This window comes from Flavobacterium cupreum (genome assembly GCF_003996965.1).
Classification (GTDB): Bacteria; Bacteroidota; Bacteroidia; order Flavobacteriales; family Flavobacteriaceae; genus Flavobacterium; species Flavobacterium cupreum.
The window spans coordinates 189,377-216,041 of the sequence record NZ_QWDM01000007.1; the positions used below are offsets into that span (position 1 = coordinate 189,377).

Annotated in this window: 18 protein-coding genes and 1 other RNA gene; 11 read left to right on the forward strand and 8 right to left on the reverse strand. The window is 36.3% G+C overall.

Annotated elements, in window-relative coordinates; translation table 11 throughout:
• The first annotated feature begins 69 nt into the window (after window positions 1-69).
• Entirely contained in the window at window positions 70-948 is an 879-nt protein-coding gene (locus D0817_RS12695) for a DUF8428 domain-containing protein (protein ID WP_127338745.1), read from the forward strand.
• 52 nt (window positions 949-1,000) lie between these two features.
• Here D0817_RS12695 and hutI read toward each other — a convergent pair whose 3' ends face one another.
• Both hutI and D0817_RS12705 read right to left on the reverse strand, forming a co-directional pair.
• Entirely contained in the window at window positions 1,001-2,239 is a 1,239-nt protein-coding gene (gene hutI, locus D0817_RS12700; protein WP_127338746.1) for an imidazolonepropionase, read from the reverse strand.
• A gap of 155 nt (window positions 2,240-2,394) precedes the next feature.
• Window positions 2,395-3,444, reverse strand: coding sequence for a glutaminyl-peptide cyclotransferase (locus D0817_RS12705; RefSeq protein ID WP_127338747.1), 1,050 nt, complete (start codon window positions 3,442-3,444; stop codon window positions 2,395-2,397).
• A gap of 88 nt (window positions 3,445-3,532) precedes the next feature.
• On the opposite strand from D0817_RS12705, the gene ffs reads away from it, so the two are divergent.
• The 3 genes from ffs to D0817_RS12720 all read left to right on the forward strand — a co-directional run bounded on the left by ffs (window position 3,533) and on the right by D0817_RS12720 (window position 5,920).
• Window positions 3,533-3,630: signal recognition particle sRNA small type (gene ffs, locus D0817_RS12710), an RNA gene on the forward strand.
• Window positions 3,631-4,032: 402 nt separating this feature from the next.
• Entirely contained in the window at window positions 4,033-4,836 is an 804-nt protein-coding gene (locus D0817_RS12715) for an SDR family oxidoreductase (RefSeq protein WP_127338748.1), read from the forward strand.
• Window positions 4,837-4,843: 7 nt separating this feature from the next.
• Window positions 4,844-5,920, forward strand: coding sequence for a hypothetical protein (locus D0817_RS12720; protein WP_127338749.1), 1,077 nt, complete (start codon window positions 4,844-4,846; stop codon window positions 5,918-5,920).
• A 399-nt stretch (window positions 5,921-6,319) separates the two neighbouring features.
• On the opposite strand, the gene D0817_RS12725 is transcribed toward D0817_RS12720, so the two are convergent.
• The 3 genes from D0817_RS12725 to D0817_RS12735 all read right to left on the reverse strand — a co-directional run bounded on the left by D0817_RS12725 (window position 6,320) and on the right by D0817_RS12735 (window position 9,067).
• Window positions 6,320-7,021, reverse strand: a complete 702-nt coding sequence (locus D0817_RS12725) for a hypothetical protein (RefSeq protein WP_127338750.1) — start codon at window positions 7,019-7,021, stop codon at window positions 6,320-6,322.
• A 275-nt stretch (window positions 7,022-7,296) separates the two neighbouring features.
• On the reverse strand, window positions 7,297-7,779 hold the full coding sequence (locus D0817_RS12730; protein ID WP_127338751.1) for a hypothetical protein: 483 nt from the start codon (window positions 7,777-7,779) through the stop codon (window positions 7,297-7,299).
• Between the two features lie 22 nt (window positions 7,780-7,801).
• Complete coding sequence (locus D0817_RS12735; protein ID WP_153188213.1) at window positions 7,802-9,067, reverse strand: GAF domain-containing sensor histidine kinase; 1,266 nt, start codon at window positions 9,065-9,067, stop codon at window positions 7,802-7,804.
• Between the two features lie 321 nt (window positions 9,068-9,388).
• On the opposite strand from D0817_RS12735, the gene fsa reads away from it, so the two are divergent.
• Window positions 9,389-10,045: a fructose-6-phosphate aldolase gene (fsa, locus tag D0817_RS12740; RefSeq protein WP_127338753.1), complete on the forward strand. Its 657-nt coding sequence runs from the start codon at window positions 9,389-9,391 to the stop codon at window positions 10,043-10,045.
• 83 nt (window positions 10,046-10,128) lie between these two features.
• Here fsa and D0817_RS12745 read toward each other — a convergent pair whose 3' ends face one another.
• The 3 genes from D0817_RS12745 to D0817_RS12755 all read right to left on the reverse strand — a co-directional run bounded on the left by D0817_RS12745 (window position 10,129) and on the right by D0817_RS12755 (window position 13,525).
• Complete coding sequence (locus tag D0817_RS12745; protein WP_127338754.1) at window positions 10,129-11,604, reverse strand: MFS transporter; 1,476 nt, start codon at window positions 11,602-11,604, stop codon at window positions 10,129-10,131.
• 177 nt (window positions 11,605-11,781) lie between these two features.
• Window positions 11,782-12,483, reverse strand: coding sequence for a LytR/AlgR family response regulator transcription factor (locus D0817_RS12750; RefSeq protein WP_127338755.1), 702 nt, complete (start codon window positions 12,481-12,483; stop codon window positions 11,782-11,784).
• Window positions 12,473-13,525 carry a sensor histidine kinase gene (locus D0817_RS12755; RefSeq protein WP_127338756.1) on the reverse strand — a complete coding sequence of 351 codons (1,053 nt, stop codon included), beginning with the start codon at window positions 13,523-13,525 and terminating at the stop codon, window positions 12,473-12,475. The genes D0817_RS12750 and D0817_RS12755 overlap by 11 nt, the downstream gene beginning before the upstream one ends.
• A 270-nt stretch (window positions 13,526-13,795) precedes the next feature.
• On the opposite strand from D0817_RS12755, the gene D0817_RS12760 reads away from it, so the two are divergent.
• The 6 genes from D0817_RS12760 to nagB all read left to right on the forward strand — a co-directional run bounded on the left by D0817_RS12760 (window position 13,796) and on the right by nagB (window position 26,654).
• Window positions 13,796-16,984, forward strand: coding sequence for a SusC/RagA family TonB-linked outer membrane protein (locus D0817_RS12760; protein ID WP_161568432.1), 3,189 nt, complete (start codon window positions 13,796-13,798; stop codon window positions 16,982-16,984).
• An 11-nt stretch (window positions 16,985-16,995) separates the two neighbouring features.
• Window positions 16,996-18,513: a SusD/RagB family nutrient-binding outer membrane lipoprotein gene (locus tag D0817_RS12765; RefSeq protein WP_127338758.1), complete on the forward strand. Its 1,518-nt coding sequence runs from the start codon at window positions 16,996-16,998 to the stop codon at window positions 18,511-18,513.
• 96 nt (window positions 18,514-18,609) lie between these two features.
• Window positions 18,610-19,635: a glycosyl hydrolase family 18 protein gene (locus D0817_RS12770; RefSeq protein WP_127338759.1), complete on the forward strand. Its 1,026-nt coding sequence runs from the start codon at window positions 18,610-18,612 to the stop codon at window positions 19,633-19,635.
• A gap of 332 nt (window positions 19,636-19,967) precedes the next feature.
• Window positions 19,968-23,003: a SusC/RagA family TonB-linked outer membrane protein gene (locus tag D0817_RS12775; RefSeq protein ID WP_127338760.1), complete on the forward strand. Its 3,036-nt coding sequence runs from the start codon at window positions 19,968-19,970 to the stop codon at window positions 23,001-23,003.
• Between the two features lie 10 nt (window positions 23,004-23,013).
• Window positions 23,014-24,603, forward strand: a complete 1,590-nt coding sequence (locus D0817_RS12780; protein ID WP_127338761.1) for a RagB/SusD family nutrient uptake outer membrane protein — start codon at window positions 23,014-23,016, stop codon at window positions 24,601-24,603.
• Window positions 24,604-24,716: 113 nt separating this feature from the next.
• Window positions 24,717-26,654: a glucosamine-6-phosphate deaminase gene (nagB, locus tag D0817_RS12785; protein ID WP_127338762.1), complete on the forward strand. Its 1,938-nt coding sequence runs from the start codon at window positions 24,717-24,719 to the stop codon at window positions 26,652-26,654.
• Window positions 26,655-26,665: the final 11 nt, after the last annotated feature.

Here is a 26,665-nt window from a genome sequence, read left to right on the forward strand (position 1 = left end):
TAATTGTATTAACTTACGTTATTAGCTTATATTAATTCTTAAATTTGTTATTAAAGAAAATTATTAAATATGGAAAACCCAAAGAACAACAACTCAAGTCTAAAAGCGGTAATCGCAGTTTTAGCAGTCCTACTTATTGGTAGCTTAGTGTATATTTTTAAATTATCATCTGATACAGATGGTGTTAAAACAGAACTTACCACAACTCTGACAGAGAAAGAATCTGTTATGAAAGATTTACAGGAATTAAAAGCAACTTATGATGCTGCCATTGCAGAAAATACTTCTATGTCTGATGAATTAATTCAGGAAAGAGATAAAGTAGTTGCTTTAATGGATGACTTAAATAAATCTAAAGGTGATGTTTCTAAATACAGAAATCAGGTACAGGGAATGCAGGCTAAAATGAAAACTTTAGTTGCTGAAAATGATGAATTGAAAAAACAAAATGGTGTTTTGACAGTTCAGAGAGACAGTACTATTGTGGTTTTAGGAGAATCTAAAAAATTCAACGAAGTTTTAGTAGGTCAAAACGAAGAATTGGCTAAAACAGTTGAAAAAGGTTCTAAATTATCTGTTTTGAATACAAAAACTGCTGCTTACAAATTAAGAAGTTCAGGAAAACAAGTTGAAACTGATAAAGCAAGCCGTGCAGACGTTCTGAAAATAAGTTTTACTATTGCCGAAAACCAAATTGCTAAATCCGGAGATAAAACGTACTATGTACAGGTTATCGATGCTAAAAACAATGTTTTAGGAGATAAGAAAACAGAAAGCTTTGGTGACAACACTTTAACGTACAGTTTTAAAACTACAGTACAGTACGAAAACAAAAGCGTAAATGTGGTGGAAGATTTACCAGGTAAAGATTTCGTTAAAGGAACTTATTTCATCAATGTTTTTGATAATGATGAGTTAGTTTCTAAAACTAGTTTCTCTTTAAGATAAGAAAGACAGTTATAAAAATAAGAAAAGAGGAGTTTTTAAGCTCCTCTTTTTTTTATGCTAAAATTTCTCCTTCGAGAAAAATACTTTCAATCAGGTTGCTTCCAAAAGCATATGGAATCTGATAGTACGATGAAACAGGTTTTGTCAGGATTAAGTTGGCTTTCTTTCCCTTTGTAATACTTCCATGCGTTTCCGAAAGTCCCATTGCATAAGCCCCGTTTATCGTGGCGGCATTTATGGCTTCTTCGGGGGTCATTTTCATTTTGATACAGGCCGTGGCTACCACAAAATTCATATTTCCGGATGGAGTAGAACCGGGGTTAAAGTCGGTTGCCAGAGCCAAAGGCAATCCCGCTTTTATGATTTCGCGCGCAGGCGTGTATGGAATACTCAAAAAGTAAGAACAGGATGGTAAAGCAACGGGCATCGTTTCCGTGCCCTTTAAAGCTTCGATGTCTTCCGGGTTCATAACTTCGAGATGATCGACAGAAAGGGCTTTAAATTTAATTCCCGCCTGTATTCCTCCAATAGAATTAAACTGGTTCACATGAATCTTCGGAATCAGTCCGTATTGTATTCCTGCTTCCATGATTTTTTCGGTTTCTTCTACAGAAAAATAACCTGTCTCACAAAAAACATCAATATAATCAGCGAGTTTATGCTTTGTAATTTCCGGAAGCATTTTGGTAATAATCTCATCAATATAACCTGCTTTGTTTTCTTTGTAGTGCAACGGAAAAGCGTGAGCACCCAAAAAAGTCGCTTTTATGGCAATGGGATAATTTTCTGCGAGTTTTTTTATCACGCGAAGCATCTTTAATTCGCCTTCGGTTGTTAAGCCGTAGCCCGATTTTATTTCAACGGCTCCGGTTCCTAAATGCATTACTTCTTCTAAGCGAAGTTTGGACTGCTCGTAAATTTCCTCTTCGGAAGCTGTATTTAATTTAAGGGCTGAATTTAGGATTCCGCCGCCACGGTTGGCAATTTCTTCGTAGGAAAGTCCGTTAATCCGGTCTACAAATTCCTGCTCGCGGTTCCCGGCGTATACGATATGGGTGTGACTGTCGCACCAGGCAGGTAAAACAATTCGCCCCGTAGCATCAATAACTTTATCGGCCTTAATTTCAGGAAGGTTTTTCATCTCGCCGAAATCAGCTATTAGATTGCCTTTTAAAATTAAAAAAGCATTTTTGATGGATGGAAGCACTGCCATTTCGGATCCTGAAACTTTAGAAATTGAAGTTTCCCGAACCTGCAGCAATTCTTTTATATTGGTTAGTAAAGTTATCATGATGTTGATTTAATATATATACAATGCTGTTTTTAAGTGATACAGAAGAAAAATAAAAACACAAATTTCACAAACTATCACTAATCATTCGTGAAATCTGTGAAATTTGTGTTTTACTATTTGGAATTTAAAAATTGAAAATTAATTTTTCCCTTTTATTCTGAAACGCTTATTTCAAACATTTTCTCCCAGTATTTTCCGGTAACAAAAATCGTTTTGGTTTGCGGATTGTAAGCAATTCCGTTTAGAACTTCAGCTTGCGGATGTTTGATGAATTTACGCAATTCAGACATGTTCAAAATGCCTTCCACCGCTCCGGAATTTGGGTTCACTACTGCAATAGCATCTTTTTGCCACACATTCACATAGAATTTCCCGTTGATATATTCTAATTCATTAATCGCTTTAATCTTTGAAGTTCCCGAATAAACGTTGATATAATCAATTAATTTCTGATTCGCCGGATCCATTTTCCAGATTTTCTCCGTTCCGTCAGAATGATAAATGTATTTTCCGTCATTCGTCATTCCCCAGCCTTCAAGATCTTTGTCGTATTTGAACTTTTTTTCAAGCTTGAAAGTCTTGGCATCATAGATAAAACCTGTTTTTTCTTCCCAGGACAACTGAAATATTTTTCCGTTGATAAAAGTAATTCCTTCTCCGAAATATTCACCAGGAAGATCAACCTGCGTAATCACTTTACCGGTTTTATAATCCACTTCCCTGAAATAAGAATCCCCTTTTTGCCCGGTGCTTTCAAATAGAACACCGTCATGAAATTCCAGACCTTCGGTGAAAGCTTTTGTATCGTGAGGATACGTATTTAAGATTTTATATTTCATTAATTTTGGTTCGATATCGGAAACCACTTCGATTCTCTTGGTTGCATCAGACCATTCAGAACCGTAATATGCGGTTGCTTTTAGGTATTGGTATCCTAATTTTTGATCTTTTAATTCAAATTTGAATTTCTCAGCACCTTTTGTGCTTCCCACTTTTTTATCGTTTACCAAATAAACAATACTGTCAATTTCTTTCGAATTTGGATTTAAAATAGCGATAGAAACGGATTCTTTTGAGGTAAAATGTGCCGGAAAAGCCGAATCATCGATTGTAAATAAAGAATTTTCACCTTTTTTTGCACCGTTGCATCCGATTAATGTGATTCCTAATAAAATGACAGCTAGGAAGTTATATTTTTTCATAGTTAAAAATTTGAATAAGCCAATATACGACGATATTTTTATAGCAACAAAGCTCTTGCAAAAATATAAAAAGATTGTATATTTGCACCGGCAAGTCCTACACGACCAGCTCCTGCAGACTCCCCCAGGATGGGAACATAGCAAGGGTACGTGGTTGAGCGGTGCGATGTAGGTCGCTTGCCATTTTTTATTTTATCGAATTTCTTTTTTAGAATTAATACAAAAGCGGTCTTCCTTATGGAGGATTTTTTTATTTTTGGGACTTTCTAAAGTTAAAAGTTATTTTTTAGGGGTTTTCAGGGATCAATCCCCAAAACCTTTAGAGAGAAAAAAATTACCGCAAAGAACGCTAAGTTTTTTACTTTTAGCTTTTGTAAAATGCAAGGTTCGCAAAGCTTTGTATTGATTTAGCTTTGCGAACTTTTTGCTTTCTAATAGATTAGTAGATAAAAATCGTTGCGTTCTTTGCGGTAAAAATAAATAGTACGTATATTTTTATGTTTTCCACAACATTTAGAATTTATCCTTATAAGTTTGCCTCAACGAACCAAATCATAACTCATAACTCATAATTCATAACTTTTCAAAATGAATAAAGTCGTTTTAATTACCGGAGGATCATCAGGGATCGGAAAATCTATTGGAGAATTTTTACATCAAAAAGGATTCACCGTTTACGGAACCAGCCGAAATCCCGAAAAAGTATTAAATTCTGTTTTTCCTCTTGTAGCTTTAGATGTTCGAAATGCAGATTCCATACAAACGGCTGTCGCAAAAATTATTGCGACGACCGGACGTTTAGATGTCGTGATCAATAATGCCGGAGTGGGTATTACCGGACCCCTGGAAGAAATTCCGATGGAAGAAATCAAGAATAATTTCGAAACGAACTTCTTTGGTCCGATTGAGGTTATGAAAGCCGTTTTGCCTCAAATGCGCGAACAAAAATCAGGTCTGATTATCAATATTACCTCTATTGCGGGCTATATGGGATTGCCCTACAGAAGCGTTTATTCGGCTTCGAAAGGGGCACTGGAACTCATTACCGAAGCCTTGCGTATGGAAGTTAAATCTTTCGGAATCGATATCACCAACGTGGCACCGGGTGATTTTGCGACTAATATTGCTGCGGGACGTTATCATGCCCCTGTAATTTCAGGTTCTGCCTACGAAAAAGTGTACGGAGACGTACTTTCTACCATGAACGAACACGTAGATGCCGGAAGTGACCCGAACGAAATGGCTGCAGCAATCTATAAAATCATGGAAGCTAAAAAGCCAAATGTACATTACAAAGTCGGTGTTTTTATGCAGAAATTTTCAATTGTATTAAAGCGTATTCTTCCGGATACTGTTTATGAAAAGATGTTGATGAATCATTATAAATTATAAAACTCAAATGAAGTATTTTTTATTCCTTATTACTATTGCTTTTTGTTCCTGTTCTCCAAAAATAAGAACTTCTGTTTCAGAGAAACATGAAAAACTGGATAGTAAGGCCAATGTTGTTGTCTTTACTACTAAAGCTGAATTACCTTCTAATTTTAGTACAATTGGAACTGTCAAAGTCGGAGATACCGGTTTTACTACCAATTGTGATTTTACTACTGTTCTCGAGGCAGCAAAAACAGAAGCAAGAAAAAATGGTGCTAATGCGTTCTTAATTACTGAACATTTGTATCCAAGTATATTTGGGAGTTCGTGTCATAGAATTAGTGCCGATTTATTGAGGATTGAAAACACTACCGATTACGGTACACCTAAAATCGTTAAACATTCTATTCAATCGGTAGATAGTTTAAAAGTAGTTGAAAGTGCAGCGATAAAGTATGGGCCGACATACTATCAGACCTCAAAATCAGGTTTTCTGTTGCTGGCAAATGTGGCGCAAAGTTTCAGAGTTGCTTCGTCGCCTGACGGATTAAATTCGGAGCAAAAAAAATATATGAAAAAATTAAAATCGGGACTTAGTTACGATATAAGTGCTTATTATCTTAAAGATGACAGGACGGGTTTCGGTTTGAAGTATAATGTTTATAAATCATCCGGAACAATCAGAAATCAGCAAATTACCCTGGAAGACGGCATAAATTATCAAGGGGATTTTAGTGATGATATAACAATTTCATTTATAGGACCTTCTTTTATACTTACAGAAGGTAAAAATGCAAGAGTTGGTGAGGCTAATTTAGAGCTTGCGATTGGATACATGGCGTATCGGAATAATTCTACCATTATTGCCAGTCCGTTAAAAATAACAGGTTCTAATTTGGGTATGATTGCCGGAATGGGATATCATTTTAGGATAACGCCACATTTTTTATTAGGTGCACAAGCTAATTTTGTTGGAGGTGTTTTGCGAAAACTAAAATATGAATACCCAAATGGCAGCACAGAAACGATTAAACTTGAGGATGAAGAACTTGAAAATCTGTGGAGAATTGATTTGGCCGTCGGCGCTAAATTTAGATTTTAAGCTGTTTTTACTAATATAGCTGAATACATTAATGTAGCAATTCTAAAAAGTGAAACCTCGCCTGCATGGCGAGGTTTCACTTTTTTATTTCCTGCTCTGCTAAGTGTTCTTAAATTACATAAATACGCTCCGCAAATGTCACTGATTTTGTGCTACTCCAAATATATTTAACAACCACAGACATCTCAAAGTCCCCGACTTTAAAACAATAAGATTAACTTAATCTTATCAAGAAGTCTATTCAAAAAGTCGGAGACTTTTGAGACGTTTATAATTTCTAAGAACAAAAAATTGCGCACAGTCTAGAGAGATTTGCGTAGTTTTTCATGAGAATTCTTCGGGGAGCGGGGATGTGCAATTTTTTATGAGAACTCTTCAAGGAGCGTGGCCTGCTAAATATTACGCAATTTCATGAAAATCTAATTTAATTGAATTTTTATAGCCTATTTTTAATCCAGTGATTTTACAGTCTAATAAAAAATCAACTACTCTTTCAGAATAAAATGGTAATGAGCTTACTTCAGTTTGAATAATATCTTTGCCGAAATACTTTTTTGGAATACTGAGTTTCTCAAAACCTCCTGTTGGAAATTGGGAATTAAATTCTATGTACTCTTTAGGCGTTTTAATATCATGATATTTTATATTATCTGTTATAGCATGACCAGAAATCACAGTCGATTTTTCATAATTTATTTCATCAAGCACAACAGATTTTAAAAAAAACAGATAGTATATTTCATTAATATCCTGAATATTAAATTCGAAAGTTTTATAATCTCCAATATTAAATGCTTTTATGATATCAATAAATTTTTTACTGTAAATTTTATACAAGTATTGATAAACCGGACCATATCTCATAATATCAGTAACTTTTGCTCCTTTTCGTAATTCACCTGTGATTAAAGGAGGGGTTAGGTCAAAAACTGCATTTTGGTTATTCCAAAAGTCTTTATTATATCCGCTAAACCAATTTTCGAAAGCAATATAATTTTTATTTTTTTCAATACCTTTTTCTTCAAGTTTTACTTGAGATGTTCCATTTTTTATTCCAATAATTTTTGCATCCCCTGTCCTGTCTATCTGATAATATGTCATAATTAGTCTATATTAAATTGTCTAAGATATTCATTTAAGTTTCTCCGCTATTCTAAGTGTTCTTTAAAATACATACACACGCTGTCTAAATGTCTCTGACATTGTGCTACTCCAAATATATTTAAAAACCGTGGACATCTCAGTCTCCGACTTTAAAACAAATATGCTTAACTTAATCTTATCAAGAAGTCTATTAAAAAAGTCACAGACTTTTGAGACGTTTATAATTTCTAAGAACAAAAAAATTGTGCAAAGTCAGAGAGATTTGCGCAGCTTTAAAACTTATTGTTTTTACACAACATTATCACTTCCTCAATTTGCTGCTGAGGCATTTTAACGGCGCATTCAATGATTTCTTTTCCATTGTCCAGAATCAGGATACCTTCATTGTCTTCTTCGTAGCCAATTGGTGAAGCGAAATAAGTAAGGCTTTCGTTTTTGATTATTTTTTTGGCATCGCGAGACCAGCCATAGTTTGCTTCGTACACGATTTCATTTTTTGAAAATGCTATAATTTCTTCGCCATACGTATTCCATAATGCCACTCGCAATAAATAGAATCCTAAAAGGGAAAAAATCCCGATTCCGATTATAAATCCAAAATGTAAACCTTCTCCTAAAGCGATGGAAGCGATTGTTCCGGCGGTTGGAAAAGTAAAAAAAGCAAAGGCAAAAAAATATAACACCAGTCGAATGATAAAAGGTGACTTTCGGACACTGAGTTTTACTTGATTGTTTTCAAGAACAAATTGTGGCATAGTTTAAGAGAATTGCGGGCGGTTACGCCACAGGAATATAAATATTAAAAACAGCCCCTTTGTTTATGGCGCCTTCAGCTTTGATGAATCCTTTGTGGTTTTCTACAATTCGTTTTACGATGGTAAGTCCGATTCCGGTGCTTTTTGTGGGTTTGGTATGCAAGGCCTGAAAGAGACCGAATATTTTTTCGGTATATGCCGGATCAAAGCCTATCCCATTATCTTCTATTGTAATGTTGCAGTATTTGGTATCCGGAAGCAGTTTTTCGTAATCCGAATCTAAGCTGCTAATGTTTTTTGCGGTTATTTTAATAGTAAGTGCCCTGTCCGGATCGGAGAATTTTATCGAATTGCTGATCAGGTTGTATAACAGCTGCCTGAATTGAAATTCGATTACAGGCAGTCGGCCTAAATTTCCTATTTCAAAGTGTATGTTTTTGTTTTGTACCTCTTCCGAAAGGTCTTCAATAACGTCGTTTGCGATGCTGTTCAGCTCTTTTGATTCAAATTTTCGATCGTCAAATTTGGTTTTGGAATAGAGGAGCAGGTCATTTATCAGGTTTTGCATCCTGAAGGCGGAAATCCTGATTTTGTTAAAGGCGTGTTTGCCTTTTTCGGAAAGGTTTTCGACTTCCCCTTTTTCGATAATATCCGTAAAAAGCTGAATTTTCCTGAGAGGCTCCTGAAGATCATGGCTCGAGATATAGTTGAACGCTTCGAGTTCGCTGTTCATTTTTTCCAGGGAAATATTTTTTTCAATCAGCTTTTTCTCTACATCTGATTTTAGTTTTTCGGCTTGTTTTTTCTGGCCTTCTGTTTTTTCCAGCAGACTGCTTTTTTCTTTTAGTTTGGTTTTACTGGCAACTTCCTGTTCTACGGCTGCTATATGAAAAGAAATCAGCTCCGCAAACAGATGGAACATTTCACGTACTTTGAATGTTTTCAGGCTGTTTGGCTTAGGATCTATCGCGCATAATGTTCCGAAAAAAGTGCCGTCCTGACGTATAATGGGAATCGAAATATAACTTTGCAATTTATACATGGCAGGCGTATGATGGTCATGAAAATCCGGATCTTCGCTTACGTTATCTATAATTACAGGCTGTATGTTTTGTCGGATGTCGTTGCAGATTGTTGTTTTTACTTCGAGTTCGTCTCCGGGTTTTAAGCCAAATTCCAGATGATCCTCAGCAGCGCAGGTAATCCATCTGTCTTCGGTAACTCTGGCCACTGCTGCAAAGCCCATTCCTGTTGTCTGGCAAATTACACTGAGTAATTTAGGGACCATTGGTATACTCTGAATATTGAGAATGTCTTGTTTGAAATTTTCTTCTAGCACTTTCTAACTTAAATTTTTTTTAAAAATACGAAATATTTCCCTTTTAGGGGTAAAGGGCTTTTAATTTCAGAATTATTTTTGGAGAGTTTAATTTTTGAAATTATTAGTTGTAATTTTACGGCGATTTGCGTGAGGGATAGGAGTGAACTACCAAAGTAGTACGGATAGCCCGACCGCATTTACGAAAGGCGCCAATACCCGGTTTGTGGAGCGCGCCTTTTGAAAATGGGGTCACGCCCCGATTATGAACACAATTAAATATAAATAAATATGAAATTTTTTATTGACACAGCTAATTTAGCTCAGATTAAAGAAGCACAGGCTTTGGGTGTTTTGGATGGTGTAACGACAAATCCGTCATTGATGGCAAAAGAAGGCATCACCGGAAAAAATAATATTCTGAAGCATTACGTTGATATTTGTAATCTTGTTGAAGGTGATGTGAGTGCTGAAGTGAATGCACTTGATTTTGACGGAATGATCAGAGAAGGTGAAGAACTGGCTGAATTACACGAGCAGATCGTGGTAAAACTGCCAATGACAAAAGAAGGTGTTATGGCTGCTAAATATTTCTCTGATAAAGGCATTAAAACCAATGTAACGTTGGTGTTTTCTGCAGGTCAGGCTTTATTGGCTGCAAAAGCAGGTGCCACTTATGTTTCTCCTTTTATTGGCCGCTTGGATGATGTTTCTACAGATGGTCTGAACCTGATTGAGGAAATTAGAGAAATCTATGATAACTACGGTTATGAGACTCAGATTCTGGCTGCTTCCGTACGTCATACGATGCATATCGTAAACTGCGCTAAAATTGGTGCTGATGTAATGACGGGACCTCTTTCTGCTATTTACGGTTTGTTGAAACACCCTTTAACTGATATCGGACTGGCTCAGTTTGTAGCTGATTTTGAGAAAGGAAACAAATAGTTTTTTCAGGATTTAAATATAAAAAAGACCCGTTTTACAATTGTAAAACGGGTCTTTTTGTATGTTGTTGTTTTCAGGAAGTTTTAGTGTCCTCCGCCTTCGCTCTGAACGTGACTAACGCCCTGGCTTTTTAATATTTTAGGGCAATAGAAACCGTAAAACGCTAAATAAGCAAAACCAAGTAACGGTACGATATAAGAGAAGTGCGTATAAGTAATGCCTAATATTCCGTTTGGATGTGTTGCGTCTAAATCACAGATACTTCCCTGAACTAATGGAATAACACCACCACCAAGAATCATCATGATTAGGAAAGACGAAGCTTTTCCGGTGTTTCTTCCTAATCCTGCAATCGCTAAATCGAAGATAGAAGGCCACATGATCGATAAGAACAATCCTCCTGAAATAAAGAAGAATTTTGCAATTTCCGTATCCGGGCAAACTAATCCGGCAACCATCATTAATAAACCTGAGATTCCGAAAAGCATTAATGTTTTTCCGGCATTTTTTCCGCCTACGAAACTTACCGCAATAAATAGTAAGATCCAGATTGGATAAATATAGAAAGACGAAACATCATGCGCAGCAAAAACGTTTGCTCCGATAATCACACCAAAAGCCAAAGCAGGTACGATAAATTTAAGCGCTGTGTTTACTAAGTTTGAGGTATTGAAAACATTCACACCGCCATTCCAGCGGCCAATCATTAAACTTCCCCAATACAGTGCAATAAAAGGAGAGATAGCATCTTCTAAAATGTTACCGAATTCGTTTGTTTTTAATAAAGCCGGTAAATTACTGATGATCGTTACCTCAGTTCCCACATAAATAAAGATTCCCAACATTCCCAAATACAATTGCGGGTAGTCTAAAATGCTGAATTTAGCATGTTTTTGTTCTAGTTTAGCTTCTTCTTCATCTATTTTAGCCGGATCTTCGATTTTAGAAAAATACATGAAAATCGCTACAAGGATAAAGGCAAGTCCTAAAATGATAAAAGGCAATTTGATATCTTCTAAAGAAAGGTTTGTTTTTTTGTTGTCTCCCATTCCAAAAAGGGCAATTCCCAACAGGATGGCACCAATAGTGGTTCCGAAAGAGTTTACACCTCCTGCCAACGTTAAACGGTGTGCTCCGGTAGTCGGGCTTCCCATTTTAATAGCCAGCGGATTTGCTACAATTTGCTGAATCGAAAATCCTAAACCAACCGTAAACAAAGCCGTTAAGAAGAAAGGGAAACTTTCCATAGTGGCAGCCGGAACGAATAAAAAAGAACCCACTGCAGAAAGAATTAATCCGGCAGAAAGGGTTTTTTTGTATCCGAATTTTTGTAAAACATCTGATTTTAGGGATACTAAAAAGAAGATGATTGATCCTACAAAATATGCAGCGTAAAAAGCCCAGGCCACCAATTGTGACTGCACCTGAGATAAGGTAAATACTTTTTTGAATACTGGGATAAGGATGTCATTGGCCGATCCGACAAAACCCCAAAAGAAGAAGACGATTATCAAAGAGATAAATTGCCCCCATTTGGTTTGTACATTTTCTGAACTCATAGTAGTAGTAAAGGTTAATTTTATTATTTATGTTTTTTGAAGACCGTAAATATATTTGTTAAGTATATCAAAAAAAAATAAAAAGACACAAATAATGTTAAATTTAAACCAACAACAGTATTTTTTCAACAAAGTGTTAATTATAAACCTATTGAAAAGCAAAATTACAGAGGAGTTTTATTCCAGAATCTTATTTTTGACCTCTTTACTGTAGTTACGGCCAATAGGAATGGTGTAGGATTGGATCTGAATACGGTTTCCTTCAATGGATTTTACCTTATTCAGGGCAATAACATACGATTTATGGATGCGCAGGAACCGGTCGGCAGGCAATTCTTCCGATAGAGAAGTCAGTGATTTATGGGTAATATAAGTTTTGTCAGGGGTCACGACTTTAATGTATTCTTTCATCCCTTCGACAAACAGGATTTCCTCAATATTAATTTTCATCATCTTTTTATCTACCTTGATGAAAATATGAGAGTCGCCTTTGGTGGTTTCTACTTTAATATTATTCTTAACATTAAATTCGGTTGTGATTTTGTTAATGCATTTTATAAATCGGGGCAGCGGAATGGGTTTGACCAGATAATCCAGAACATCAAGATCATAACTTTCGGCGGCAAATTCACGGAAGGCTGTTGTGATGATTACTTTGGTTTTGGTTTCAATCAGGCTGATTAGTTCAAAACCTGTCATCATAGGCATGTTAATGTCTAAAAAAACAGCATCAACAGCCGTACTGTTTATAAAATCGAGTGCTTCCAAAGAATTATTAAAGGTACCTATAACTTCAAAGTCGGTAAAATTGCTGAAATAATTTTGCAGGACTTTGATTGCCAGTGGCTCATCATCAATCAACACGCATTTAATTTTCATTACGAATAGGTATTTGCAAACGGATTATATAGTAATTGAGTTTCGTTTTATGCTTTAAGCTGAAATTATTTTTGTAAATTAATTTTAATCTCTTTTTAGTATTGGCTAGTCCGATACCGCCTTTTGAGTTAAGATTTGGTGAAATTACAAAATTATTTAGGATTTCAAAATCTAACATTTTAGTATCGATAACTTTACAATTGATTTTAATTTTTAAGTTTTTATTGTTTAAGCCACCATGTTTAAAAGCATTTTCGACCAGGGAAATGAAGATGAGCGGAGGTACTACTACCTCTTCAATATCCGATTCGAGGTTTATGGTAACTTCCACATTTTCAAAACGCAACTTTTCGATTTCGATATAATTCTGAATGTAGTCGATTTCTTTGATCAGCGGCACAAACTTGGTTCCTTTAACATCATATAAAACATATTCCATCAGGTTGGACAATTTGATAATGACGTCCGGAACCTTGTTGGAAGATTCTAAAGAAAGTGCATACAAATTATTCAGGGTATTAAAGAAAAAATGAGGCTGAATCTGGTTTTCAAGATATTTGAGCTTGATCTTGAATTGATTTTCCCGAAGGGACCTGTTCCGTTCTCTCTCCCTCAGCCAGGTTAAGGTAAGATACACCGATGATGCCATCGCCAGAACATATAATTCCCCAATACAAACCGCCACGATATGGTTGATCTCAAAAGGATGGTATTCGCGATTGGCTTCCGGCCAGATATTTTCGGATATAATATAATAGGTAAGGGCAGTTTTTAATAAATAGATTCCAAACAGGCTTACAATTAAGGCAAAGGTGTACTGGATGTATTTCTGCTTTAAAACAAATTTCGGGACTAACACAAAAAGATTAAAATAGACTAAAGGAATGTGCAGCGAAAACTCAATAAGATTCGATTTGAATGAATAAGGGTAATCATTGAAGTAAGCCCCCCATCTTAAAAAATTAAGAGTGAAATAACTTCCCCAAAACCAAATGTGGTTCTGCAGCTTTATGTCAAATTTTAATTTCTGAAGTTCGTTCAACTTTTTTTTTACGGAATTAGAAGTGTTTGTCTTTTTGAATAAAGATTTTGCAACTTTAAACAATTACAGGTTAAAACGCAATTCTTTTGAATAAAATTTTGAAAAAAAATGGAAATGATGGTATATTTTTCGGATAGAACGTTTTCGTAAAACATAATGTTGATTGTTTTGTGTCGTTTGTTTAAGGTTTTGGGTTGTTTGTTTAAAATATTTTATTTATGTTAATTTTAACAATATTTTTATCGCTTAACCAACAAAACCATGACAAAAATGAAACAAATTGTGTTAATCTTTATGATTTTCTTTACTACGCAAGTCATGCTTGCCCAAGTAAAAACAATCAAAGGTTTAGTAAGTGATCAAAACGGATTGCCATTACCGGGAGTAACTGTTCTTATCCAGGGAACAGCCACAGCAAGTCAATCTGATTATGATGGAATCTATACGATACAGGCATCAACAGGTGATGTTCTTGTTTTTTCGTATTTGGGAATTAAAACTAAGACAGTAACTGTAGCGGGTTCCACTACTGTAAATGTTGTGCTCACAGAAGATGCACAAAATTTAAATGAAGTTGTAGTTACGGCATTAGGGATTAAAAGACAGAAGAAAGAACTGGGTTATGCCGTTCAGGATGTAAAAGGAGACCAGTTGAGTAAAGTTATTACGACCAACGTAGCGACTGCACTTTCCGGAAAAATTGCCGGTGTAGATGTTTCTATTCCTGCAACAGGTGTAGGGGGAAGTACCAGGGTGATTATAAGGGGTATTTCGAGTATAGGTGAAAATAACCAGCCGCTTTATATTGTGGATGGAGTTCCTATTGACAATACAGGTTTGTCTAACGATAGTGCCGCTACCAGCAAATGGTTTGACGGACGAGACAGCGGAGATGGAATTTCAAGCATTAATCCAAATAACATTGAGAGTTTAACAGTACTAAAAGGAGCAGCTGCTGCAGCATTGTACGGTTCCAGAGCGTTAAATGGAGTTATTTTAATTACGACCAAAAAAGGAACTAAAGGAAAATTACAGGTCGAATTAACAAGTGGTGTAAGTTTTGACCGTGTAAATGCAAAATACAGTGATTACCAGAGCGATTACGGTACAGGATCTAACGGAATTTTGCCGGACCCGACAAAAGCACCTTCCGAAATATACGGTTATACAACGAATGCCTGGGGGCCTAAGTTCTCACAATCAGTAGGACAGCAAGTCAAAATATTTGACGGTTCTATGAGACCTTACGCTAAAGTGGAGAATAATATTCAGGATTTCTTCAGAACCGGATTTACTACTACAAACGGAGTCGCGTTATCCGGCGGAAGTGAAAATGCATTTGTTCGTTTTGGATTCAATAATCTTAAAAATGCAGATGTTATTCCAAATACAGGTCTGGAAAGAAATGATGCCAGCTTAAATGCAACGATAAAATCAGATAAATTTACTTTGGATGCCAATGTTAATTACATGGTTGAAAACACCAATAACAGACCAGGTTTAGGAGATTCACCAAACAATGTGGGCTATTCTTTAAGTGGTCTGGCGCCGAATATCGATCAGGCATGGCTTAAAAATTATGAAAATCCGGCAAACGGATCCATGTACCAATGGAATAACAATGTGTATTCGCTAAATCCTTATTTCGTTGTAAATGAAAACCATAACTCCTCTACTAAAAACCGTTTTATGGGGAATGTTACCGGAACGTACCAGCTTAAAAAATGGATGGGATTAACATTCAGAACCGGTTTGGATACTTATGTTTTTGGTGCCAAGGATTTTATGGCTGCCGGAAGTACCTGGCCGGGAAGAGACAATGGTTATCTTGGACTGGATAATATTACGGTTTCTGAAATGAATACAGACATCATCGCGACTTTTAGCGATATTAAATTAGCAACCGATCTTACTTTTTCAGGAATTTTAGGAACCAGCAGAAGAGATTTCAGAAGACAGCAGAATTCAAGATTCGGTACCAATATCATCGAAAAGGGAACAGAATACATCAGTAATTTCTCGAATCAGACAGAAAATGCACCTTTGGAAACCAGAACCAGAACAAATTCAGTTTACGGTGCTGCAAAATTGGATTATAAAGGCTATTTATATGCTGAGTTTACCGGTAGAAATGACTGGTTCAGTGTAATCAATAAAGATGCTTTTTATCCTGCAGCTTCGTTAGGTTTTATCTTCTCTGATGCTTTTGGTATTCAAAGTGATACCTTTTCTTATGGTAAATTAAGAGCTTCATGGGCACAGGTTTCCAACGCACCGGGAGCGTATAAAAATGCGCTAAACTATACTACTTATTCTTCTTATAGCGGCGGTAGCGTGGTGAATATTAAAAATACTTCGGCACCAAATCCTGATTTAACGTATCAGTCTAAAACCGGCGTTGAATTCGGACTTGAAACTTCATTTTTTAAAAACAGGCTGAAAGCGGATATTACGGTATATCGTGAAGACACTTCAGATCAGACTATTGATTTGCCATCCTCTGCTACTTCAGGATATGAATATATCTCTGTAAATGCGGGTGAATTGCGTAACGAAGGTATTGAGTTGTTTTTGTCCGGTACGCCAGTGAAAACAAAGAATTTTGAATGGGGAATAGATTTAAACTTTTCTAAGAATAAAAACTCGATTCTTTCCTTGCACCCGGATATTGACACCTATACGATTTCTGAAGCCCGTTGGGCCGGTGCTGCAATCGTAGCGCAGGTGGGGGGACAATACGGAACCATTATTGGAAAAGATTTTCTTAAAACTCCATCCGGAGAAAAGATTGTCGGAGCCAACGGAATGCCTATGTTCACAGATAGTAAAGTTGCCTTAGGAAAAGGACTTCCGGACTGGGCAGCGGGTTTAACGAATCGTTTCTCTTATAAAGGAATTACACTTCAGTTTTTAATTGACATGAAATTTGGCATGGATGTATATTCTATGACCAACTCTCTTGCCGCTCAGAAAGGACTTTTAGATGTAACTACAGAAGGCAGGGATGCTTATAATGCAGCAAGAGCACAAGCTGTTGCAAACGATCCTAACTTTAGCCAGTCTACCTGGGTTCCTACTGCGGGATATGTAGTGGAGGGTGTTGTAAATACAGGAACGGCCGATAATCCGAATTATGTAAAAAACACTACTCCTGTAAATCCTCAGGATTACTGGAACAGCGTTTTTAACAATACACCTGCACCATTTATTTATGATGCTTCTTATGTAAAATTAAGAGAGGTAAGTTTAGGGTATACCATACCTAAAAGTGTTTTCAACGGAGCAAAAATCAACAGTATCTATTTTTCTGTATTCGCAAGAAATTTATTGACTTTTAATAAAGATTTGCCAAACGTTGATCCGGAGTCTATGTATACTTCAGGAAACGGACAAGGTTTTGAGTACGGTTCGTTACCGTTTAGAAGATCATACGGTTTTAATCTTAAAGTTACATTCTAAAAAAAGAAATTATGAAATTTAAACAAATACTAATAGCCGTACTCTCCATATTTACGATGGTTGGCTGTACTGAAAACTTTGACGAACTGGAAAAAGATCCGGTGGCGTTATCTGCAAATCCTGCTGGCCAGCTGAGATTTACCCAACTTTGTATGTCCGGTGACGGGTATTACCAATGGAGAGCAAACCTAATCTATTCCGGAGGTTTTGTACAGCATTATGCCGGTGCCTGGAACGTAACGGAATTTGGAAGCAAATTCAAAAAAAATGATGATTATGCAACCGCTTTGTGGAGAAATGGTTATTCTAATGAATTAAAGAGTATTGTAGATGTACTGGAAAAAACCAGTGGTGATCCTGCAGCTGTTAATATGAACGCCGTTGCCAAAATTATGAAGGTAATGATTGCACAACGTCTGACGGACATTTATGGTGATGTACCCTATTCAGAAGCAGGTTTAGGATTTTCTAAAGGAATCGTAACCCCTAAATACGATAAACAACAAGATATTTACAATGCCTTTTTTAAAGAACTGGAAGAAGCTTTTACACAGCTGAATGCTAATGGTGGTGCTGTAAAAGGAGATTTGTTTTATGATGGCGATATTGCTAAATGGAAAAAATTAGCCAATACCATGCGTTTGCGTCTGGCACTGAGAATCTCTGAAGTAAGCCCTGCTGAAGCTGAAAAACAGGCAAAAGCTGCTTTTCAGAATGGTGTTTTCGAAAGTAATGCTGATAACTGCGTGATGCGTCATTTGGATTTTCCTTTCAATGATACTCCGGGAGCACTAGATTTCAGAGGTAACGGGCTGTCTTATGCTTTTATCGGAAACGAACATGCAGATCACTTTAGTTCTCTGATGATTGACTATTTAAGAAATAACGGGGATCCAAGATTAACGATGCTTGCTACGGCTAAAACCGGAAGTGCAAACTGGGGACCTCCGGCACCGGGAGAAGAATTATATGTGGGTAATGTTCCCGGAGTTTTTCAATGGGATATGCCGGGTGGTTCGAATGCCATTTCGGGTATTCAGCCTTATTTAAAGCTTAAAACTACTCCTTTCCTGCATGTAAGTTATTCAGAATCACAATTGCTGTTGGCCGAAGCTGCGTTCAGGGGCTGGGTTACCGGTGCAGCAGCCGATTATTATAAAAAAGGGGTTGAAGCAGGTATCAAACAATTAGAAGTGTATGGTGCTCCTGCGGCAAGCCAGACGGCTATCAATACGTTTTTGTCAGCTAAGCCTTTAGTGGCCGGAACCGAAAAAGAACAAATTGCCACGCAGCTTTGGGTGACTTATTTATTTAATAGCATCGAAGCTTATTCTAACTGGAGAAGAACAGGATATCCGCATTTATTACCGATAACAAATCCGGATTCTGAAACGCAGGGTGTAACGCCTACACGTTTGTACTATCCGAACGATGAGATGCAGAAAAACTCCAAAAATTATCTGGATGCCCTTTCCAGAATGGGAGGCACAAATGACTGGCTGAATAAAGTCTGGTGGGATGTAAACTAAAAATCCTAAAAAAATACAAAGAATAAAGTTATGCCTGATAAGGTGTTATTTCAGTCTAATTAAAATTAAAAACAACAAGTTTAAAATTTCAAAATTATGATAAAAAATAAAGCCTTATTAGGCATCCTTTTTTTTATAAGTTCGCTTATTTCTGTTTATAGCTGTACCACTCAGAAAGAATCAGATCCCGAGGAAACCAAAACAAAAACAGCAAGGGTAGTGGGGTATTTATCTTCGGATAATATCAGTAAAATGACTTCGATACAGTTTTGTAAACTGACCCATCTGAATGTTGCTTTTGCTAATCCCAATAAAGACGGGAGCCTGAATTTTAACGGAGATATCGATGCGCTTATACAATATGCCAAATCGGTTAATCCTACTATTGTAATCAGCATTTCACTGGCAGGCGGAGTATTATCGGAAGAACAGGCAGCCAATTGGTCTTTTTTAATTGATAAGGCCGAAAACAGGCCGGCTTTAATTCAAAGTATCTTAAATTTTGTGGAGCTTCATCATCTTGACGGAGTCGATGTGGATCTTGAATGGGAAGCCGTAACTACAGGTTATAGCGGATTTGTTTTAGAATTAAGAAAAAGCCTTACAGAGCGTAAAAAACTTTTAACAGCCGCATTGCCGAATAATTCCCGTTTCGAAAATATAAATTCGGCAGCCTTAAATGCATTCGACTTTATCAATATAATGTCTTATGACAGTACAGGGCCATGGACGCCCAATAATCCCGGTCAGCACAGCTCGATGAGCAATGCCAGGGACGGAATTGATTTTTGGCATAAACTTCAAAATGTGCCAGGTGAAAAGATAACCCTCGGAGTACCTTTTTACGGTTATAATTTTACCTATGCAACGGTGACCAGCTCAACATACGGCCAGATTGTAGAAGTCGGACCTCAATTTGCAGATCAGGATGAATTAGGAAAAATTTATTATAACGGAAGGCCTACCATTTCACAAAAAGTAGAATATGCTTCGCAATATACAGGAGGAATTATGATTTGGGAATTGGCACAGGATTCTTTTGGCGACTATTCCTTATTAGAGGTAATTCATAAAAAATATACCAGTTTAAAATTTAAAACTACCGGATTGTGCGGTAATTAAATTGAATAAGATTATAGCATAAAAATAAATAATTGCTATTCTGTGGACATGCGATAATTTTTATTAAAAAAATCTTAATTTCTTCTCTAAACCGCACATTTTTAAAGACTTATTTAAAATTGCAGCATAAGAAAGAAATAGTTAAATTGATGTATATAATATTGAAAAATACAAAGAAATGGCAGAATTTGGTAAGGAGAAAACGTTTTCGCAAAACGTATTATTGATTGTTTTATGTCGTTGGTTTAAAAAAAATAACCGTTTGTATAATTTATTTTTTTTAACAATACGTTAAGAATAAATTTACATCATAACTAACAAAATAAATAAACATGAAAAACATTTTCTTAATCTTTATGATTGTTTTTACGGCGCAGGTTTCTCTTGCCCAGGTAAAAAATGTCAAAGGTATTATTACAGATTCTGACGGGATGCCGTTACCAGGAGCATCTGTTGCTGTACAAGGAGGTCAAAAAGGTGCTACAACCGATTTTGACGGATTGTACTCAATTGAAGCGCAAAAAGGGCAAACATTGGTTTTTACTTATGTAGGTCTTGAAACACAATCGATAGTGGTAGGAGATGCCGCTACAATTAATGTTAAATTAGTTCCGGCAGCTTCAAATGCTCTTAACGAAGTTGTGGTAACTTCTTTAGGTATCAAGAAAACCAGAAAATCTTTGACCTATGCCGCTCAGGAGCTAAAAGGAGAAGAGTTGACTCGTGTAAAAGATGCGAATTTAATTAATACCATAGCTGGTAAAATTGCTGGTGTTGCCGTAACAAAAAGTTCTGGTGGTACAGGTGGATCTACAAAAGTAGTAATTCGTGGTAATTCATCTTTGGCGAATAGCCAGCCATTATACGTTATTGATGGTATTCCAATGTTGAACTCAGGTTCAGGACAGCCAAATGATACTTTTGGTAGTTTATCCGGAGGTAACCGTGACGGGGGAGATGTTGTTTCCTTAATTAACCCGGATGATTACGAAGGAATGACAGTTCTTAAAGGTGCTGCAGCTTCTGTATTATATGGATCTCAGGGAGCTAATGGTGTTATTTTGCTTTCTTCTAAAAAAGCGAAAGCAGGTAAATCTAATATTTCAGCATCATCTGTAACTACTTTTGAAACAGCAGCATACCTGCCAAAATTTCAAACAGATTATATTGCTGCTGCAGGAGCTGATGAAAGTTGGGGAGCGAAACAAAAAACAAATGACCATGTTAAAGATTTCTTTAATACAGGTACAACGCAAATTACTTCTCTTGGTTATTCAGCCGGATCTGAAAATTCATCTACTTCGCTTACATATGCTAATACTTCAGGCACTGGAATTATGCCGGGTAATGGTATTAAGAAAAATAACTTTGGTATGCGTCAGACGGCTAAGTTTTTTGATAATAAATTAAGTGTCGCTGCAACTGCAAATTATACAAGTCAGAATATTGTGAATAAACCGGTAAATGGTCTTTATTTTAACCCTTTAACAGGTGTGTATTTGATGCCAAGAGGAAATGACTTTAATTTTTACAAAGATAATTATGAGGTTTTTGATTCTTCAAGGAACTTAATGGCTCAAAACTGGATGACGAACAGAGATATTATGCAAAACCCGTACTGGGCAATTAACAGAAATAAATCTGAAGATAAAAATGATTATTTTACTGGTGCTTTAGCAGTAACTTATAAAGCCAATAATTGGTTAAGTATTGCTTCAAGATATAGCTACAACAGAGTTGAAAGCAATTTTGATAAAAAAATATATGCTACAACACAAGGTACCCTGTCTCACGAAAATGGTAGATACATAAATGAAAATACCTTAAGTACACAGCGTTATGGAGATTTAATAGCTACAATCACTACCAATATCAGTAATGATTTTACTTTTAATGCTAACATTGGTACAAGTATCACTAATACATTAAGTAATCAAAAAACAATTCTGGATTCAGGAATTGGTACTGGTCTGCAATATGCAAACTGGTTTACATTGCATAACTTCAATTCTAATTCAGGTAATTATCAAACTGTAGATTCTCAAAAAGAAGTACAATCTGTATTTGCCGCCACTACATTTGGATATAAAGATATGCTGTTTTTAGATCTTGCTGCCAGAAATGACTGGTCTTCTACATTGGTTAATACTGATAAATCAGGATATTTTTATCCATCTGTGGGTATAACAGCTCTTATCAGTGAAATGACAACATTGCCAGAGTGGATTAACTTCGGTAAAGTAAGAGCAACTTATGCTCAGGTGGGTAATGATATTTATCCTTTTATAACTTCTCCTACATATTACTACAGACCGGGATTTGAAGATCCAAAACCATTTGTTGGACCAAAACCGGGAGAAACACTAAAACCAGAATTAAAAAGTGAAATTGAATTCGGTACAGAGTGGAGAATGTTTAATAACAGATTAGGTTTTGAAGTGTCTTATTACAGCTCTGAAACTAAAAACCAATACATACAGGTAAAAGCGCTTGATGGAAATGTAAATGGATATGCTTTCTATGGTATTAATGCAGGAAGTATTGAGAATAAAGGTTTTGAACTTGTTTTAAATGCCGGTATTGTTAGAGGAGATAAATTTTCCTGGGATTCGGCAATTAACTTTTCACAAAATAAAAACAAGGTAAAAGAAATTCCGGAAGAATTAGGAGGAAGAATCAATCTTACTGATCCTGGTGTAAACAGTTATCAGTATGCTGTTATTGAAGGAAGACCTTTTGGAGTAATTGAAGGTAAAAATATATTAAGAGATGACCAGGGCAGAATTTTATTAGATGCTGCTGGTAAAATTCAAAAAACAGGTTTTCAGGAAATTGGAAATGCCAATCCTGATTTTATGTTAGGTTTCTCCAACTCATTCAAAATAGGATCTTTCTTTGCAAATGTATTAATTGACGGGCGTTTTGGCGGAGATGTAATGAGTATGACAGAATCTCAAAATGATTTCTTCGGAGTTTCTAAAGCAACAGGAGATGCAAGAAATGCAGGTGGCGTTAAAGTAAATGCGGTTATGCCTGACGGTACTGCTGTAACAACAATAGACGCTAAATCATATTATTTTACTCAAGGTGTAGCGGGTAGAGAAGGTGCAACGGGAGAATACATGTATGACGCAACAAATGTAAGTGTAAGAGAGATTTCTGTAGGTTATAATTTTAGTCCGAAAAATTTACCTTTTATACAAACAGCTTCAATTTCGTTAATCGCTAGAAATTTATTCTTTATTTATAAAGATGCTCCGTTTGATCCGAATATTGCATTAAGTACAGGTCAGGGTCTACAAGGGGTAGATATTTATGGTTTACCATCTACTAGAAGTATTGGTCTTAATTTAAATGTAACTTTCTAAAATTAAAAACATGAAACTAAATAATATAACAAAAGTAGCTGTCTGCATGTCATTACTTGCAACAGTAGGTTGTACAGATAATTTTGAAGACATTAATACTAATAATAATGGTATTACACCTGAATTATTTCAACAGGATTTTAATCACATCAAAGGTGGTTTCGCTCCAATATTTAATAATATTCAAACAATAACAAGTCAATTAGAGTGGCAATATCAGTTACAGCAAGGTTTAAATAGTGATATTTGGTCTGGATACATGGCTACACCTACTGCTTTTGGAGGGTCAAACAATACAACTTATAATTTAAATGATAACTGGAATGGTTTTATTTGGAGTATAGCCTATTCAAATGTTATGTATAATGCATACAATATTGAACAGTTATCAAAAGGCAAATATGATCAGTTTTATGCGCTGGCTTTGATATTGAAAGTTGAAGGGATGCACAGAATAACGGATACTTTCGGACCAATTATATATTCAAAGTACGGAACCACAGATGCTACCATTGAATATGATTCCCAACAAGATGTTTATAACAAGATGTTTACTGAATTAGATATTGCAGTTGCTGAATTGACAAAAAGAGTTGATTCTGGTGATGATGGTACAGCATCTTTTGGTAAAACAGATTTATCAGGTTATGGTGGAAAATTTGAACAATGGATTAAGTTTGCCAATACATTACGTTTAAGATTGGCAATGCGCGTTGTAAAAGTAGATCCGGCATTGGCTAAAATTCAGGCTGAAAAAGCGATTGCTCAAAAATTTGGAGTAATGAAAACAAATGCTGATCTATTTCAAATTAAATCTCCTGTAAATACAAACCCAATTGCCACCATTAGTGGTTCCTGGTTAGATATTCGTATGGGAGCTGATATGGAATCTATTTTAGGCGGTTATAACGATCCAAGAATTGGAACTTATTTTGATACATCAACTCAATTTCCAGGGCAATATAAAGGTGTTCGTACAGGAATTGAAATTACAGCTAAAGGAGATCATCAGGATTTTTCAGGTATCGGAGCTGTTGTCAGATCTAAAAATATTGTCTTGATGACAACCGCAGAAGCTTATTTTCTAAGAGCAGAAGGAGCATTGAGAGGATGGAATATGGATGGCGATGCTAAATCATTGTATGAATTAGGAATTACCACTTCATTTGATCAAAGAGGAGCTTCAGGAGCAGCTGTATACATTACAGACAATGTAAAATTGCCAAAAGCATATGTTGATCCAAATTTCCCTGTAAATAATTACGCTCCGGTAAACAATGTGACTATTGCCTGGGATGCTGCAGCAACTAATGAAGTAAAATTGCAAAAAATTATTACTCAAAAATGGATTGCCGGTTTTCCAGAAGGTCAGGAAGCCTGGTCGGATTACAGAAGAACCGGGTATCCTAAATTATTCCCGGTAATTAAAAACACAAGCGGGGGCAAAATTACTACTGAATTTGGTGTAAGAAGAATCAATTTTGTGCAATCTGAGATATCTCTTAATAAAGGAGGGGTAGATTCAGGTATTGCTAAACTTAATGGTCCTGATACCGGAGGCACAAGACTTTGGTGGGATACTACAGCTCCAAATTTCTAAAAAATAATATCAAAAGTTAAAGAATATAAGTTTGGTTGGAAAATGGTATAAGTGATGAGAGTTACTTATACCATTTCATAAACCAAAAGGGTAATTACTATAAAAAGAAAAAAATGAAAAGTGCTTTAGAAATTAAACCTGATATCAGCTATAAAAGCGCGGGAAAATTTGAAGAAACCAGATTTGAAAAAATCCATAATGAAATCTTCAAAAATTCTGCGGAAGCTTCCCTAATTGTAGCACATGAAATCGCTCAGTTAATCAGATCTAAACAAGAGAAAGGCAAATCTTGCGTATTAGGTTTAGCAACAGGTTCTTCTCCTATAAAAGTATATGAAGAATTGGTGCGAATGCACAGAGAAGAAGGCCTGAGTTTTAGCAACGTGATCACTTTTAACCTGGATGAATATTATCCGATGACAAAAGAGAACAATCAGAGCTATCACTATTTCATGCACCAGCATCTTTTTAATCATATTGATATTAAACCAGAAAATGTTAATATTCCGGATGGTACCGTTGCAATCGAAGAACTCAATCAGTATTGTATCGATTACGAAATGAATATTAAAAACGCAGGCGGTCTTGATTTTCAATTATTAGGTATTGGACGTACGGGTCACGTAGGGTTCAATGAGCCGGGATCACATATCAACTCCGGAACACGTATCATAACACTGGATCACATTACAAGAGTAGATGCCTCGTCTGATTTTAATGGTATAGACAACGTTCCGAAAAGGGCGATTACCATGGGAGTTTCTACCATCATGAGATCAAAAAGAATTGTATTAATGGCCTGGGGACAAAATAAGGCCGATATCATCAAAAGAACTGTTCAGGGTGATATCAGTTCAGAAGTTCCTGCCACTTTTTTACAAAACCATCCCAATGCCACTTTCGTACTGGATCAGTCGGCAGCAGTAGAATTAACCCGTTTTAAAACACCCTGGTTAGTAGGAGAATGTATCTGGACACAAGAATTAAAAAGCAAAGCGATTGTTTGGTTATGCCAAAAAACGAAACAATCTATTTTAAAATTAACAGACCGTGATTACAACAATAACGGAATGTCTGATCTTTTGGCACAAGAAGGTTCTGCTTATGATCTGAACATCAATATGTTCAACGTTTTGCAGCATACCATTACCGGATGGCCAGGCGGAAAACCAAATACCGACGATTCACATCGTCCGGAAAGAGCCGATCCGGCCAAAAAAAGAGTGATTCTTTTTAGTCCACACCCTGATGATGATGTCATTTCTATGGGAGGAACTTTTTCAAAATTGATAAAACAAGGGCATGATGTACACGTAGTATATCAAACCTCCGGAAATATAGCCGTTACAGACGACGAAGCCTTAAAATTTGCTGAAGTTGCCAAAGATTTTGTTGGTGACGCAACCAGTGCAATAAACTTTAAAGCTGTAATTGAATTTTTGAACAGTAAATCAGAGAACGAGATTGATTCATTGGAGGTTCGAAAATTAAAAGGACTGATCAGAAGAAGAGAATCGTATGCAGCTACGCGATATATTGGCTTAAAAGACGAAAATACACACTTTCTGGATCTGCCTTTTTACGAAACAGGACAAGTTAAAAAGAACCCGTTAGGCTCTGAAGATATTGCCATTGTAAAGGATATCATTGCCAGGATAAAACCACATCAGGTATTTGCAGCAGGCGATCTTGCTGATCCGCACGGAACACATGAAGTCTGCCTGAACGCAATCTTTGCAGCAATGGCAGCACTGAAGCCGGAAAAATACATGGATGACTGCTGGTTGTGGTTATACAGAGGAGCATGGCACGAATGGGACATTCACGAAATTGATATGGCCGTTCCGCTTTCTCCATCAGAAGTATTATTGAAACGTCACGCTATTTTATACCACCAGTCCCAAAAAGACAGAGTAATGTTTCAGGGAAATGACTCCAGGGAATTTTGGGTGAGGGCAGAAGACCGTAATAAAAATACAGCCATCTTATACGATGAATTAGGTTTGGCTGAATATGAAGCAATTGAAGCCTTTAAACGTTTTGATTACTAAAGTTGTTTTTT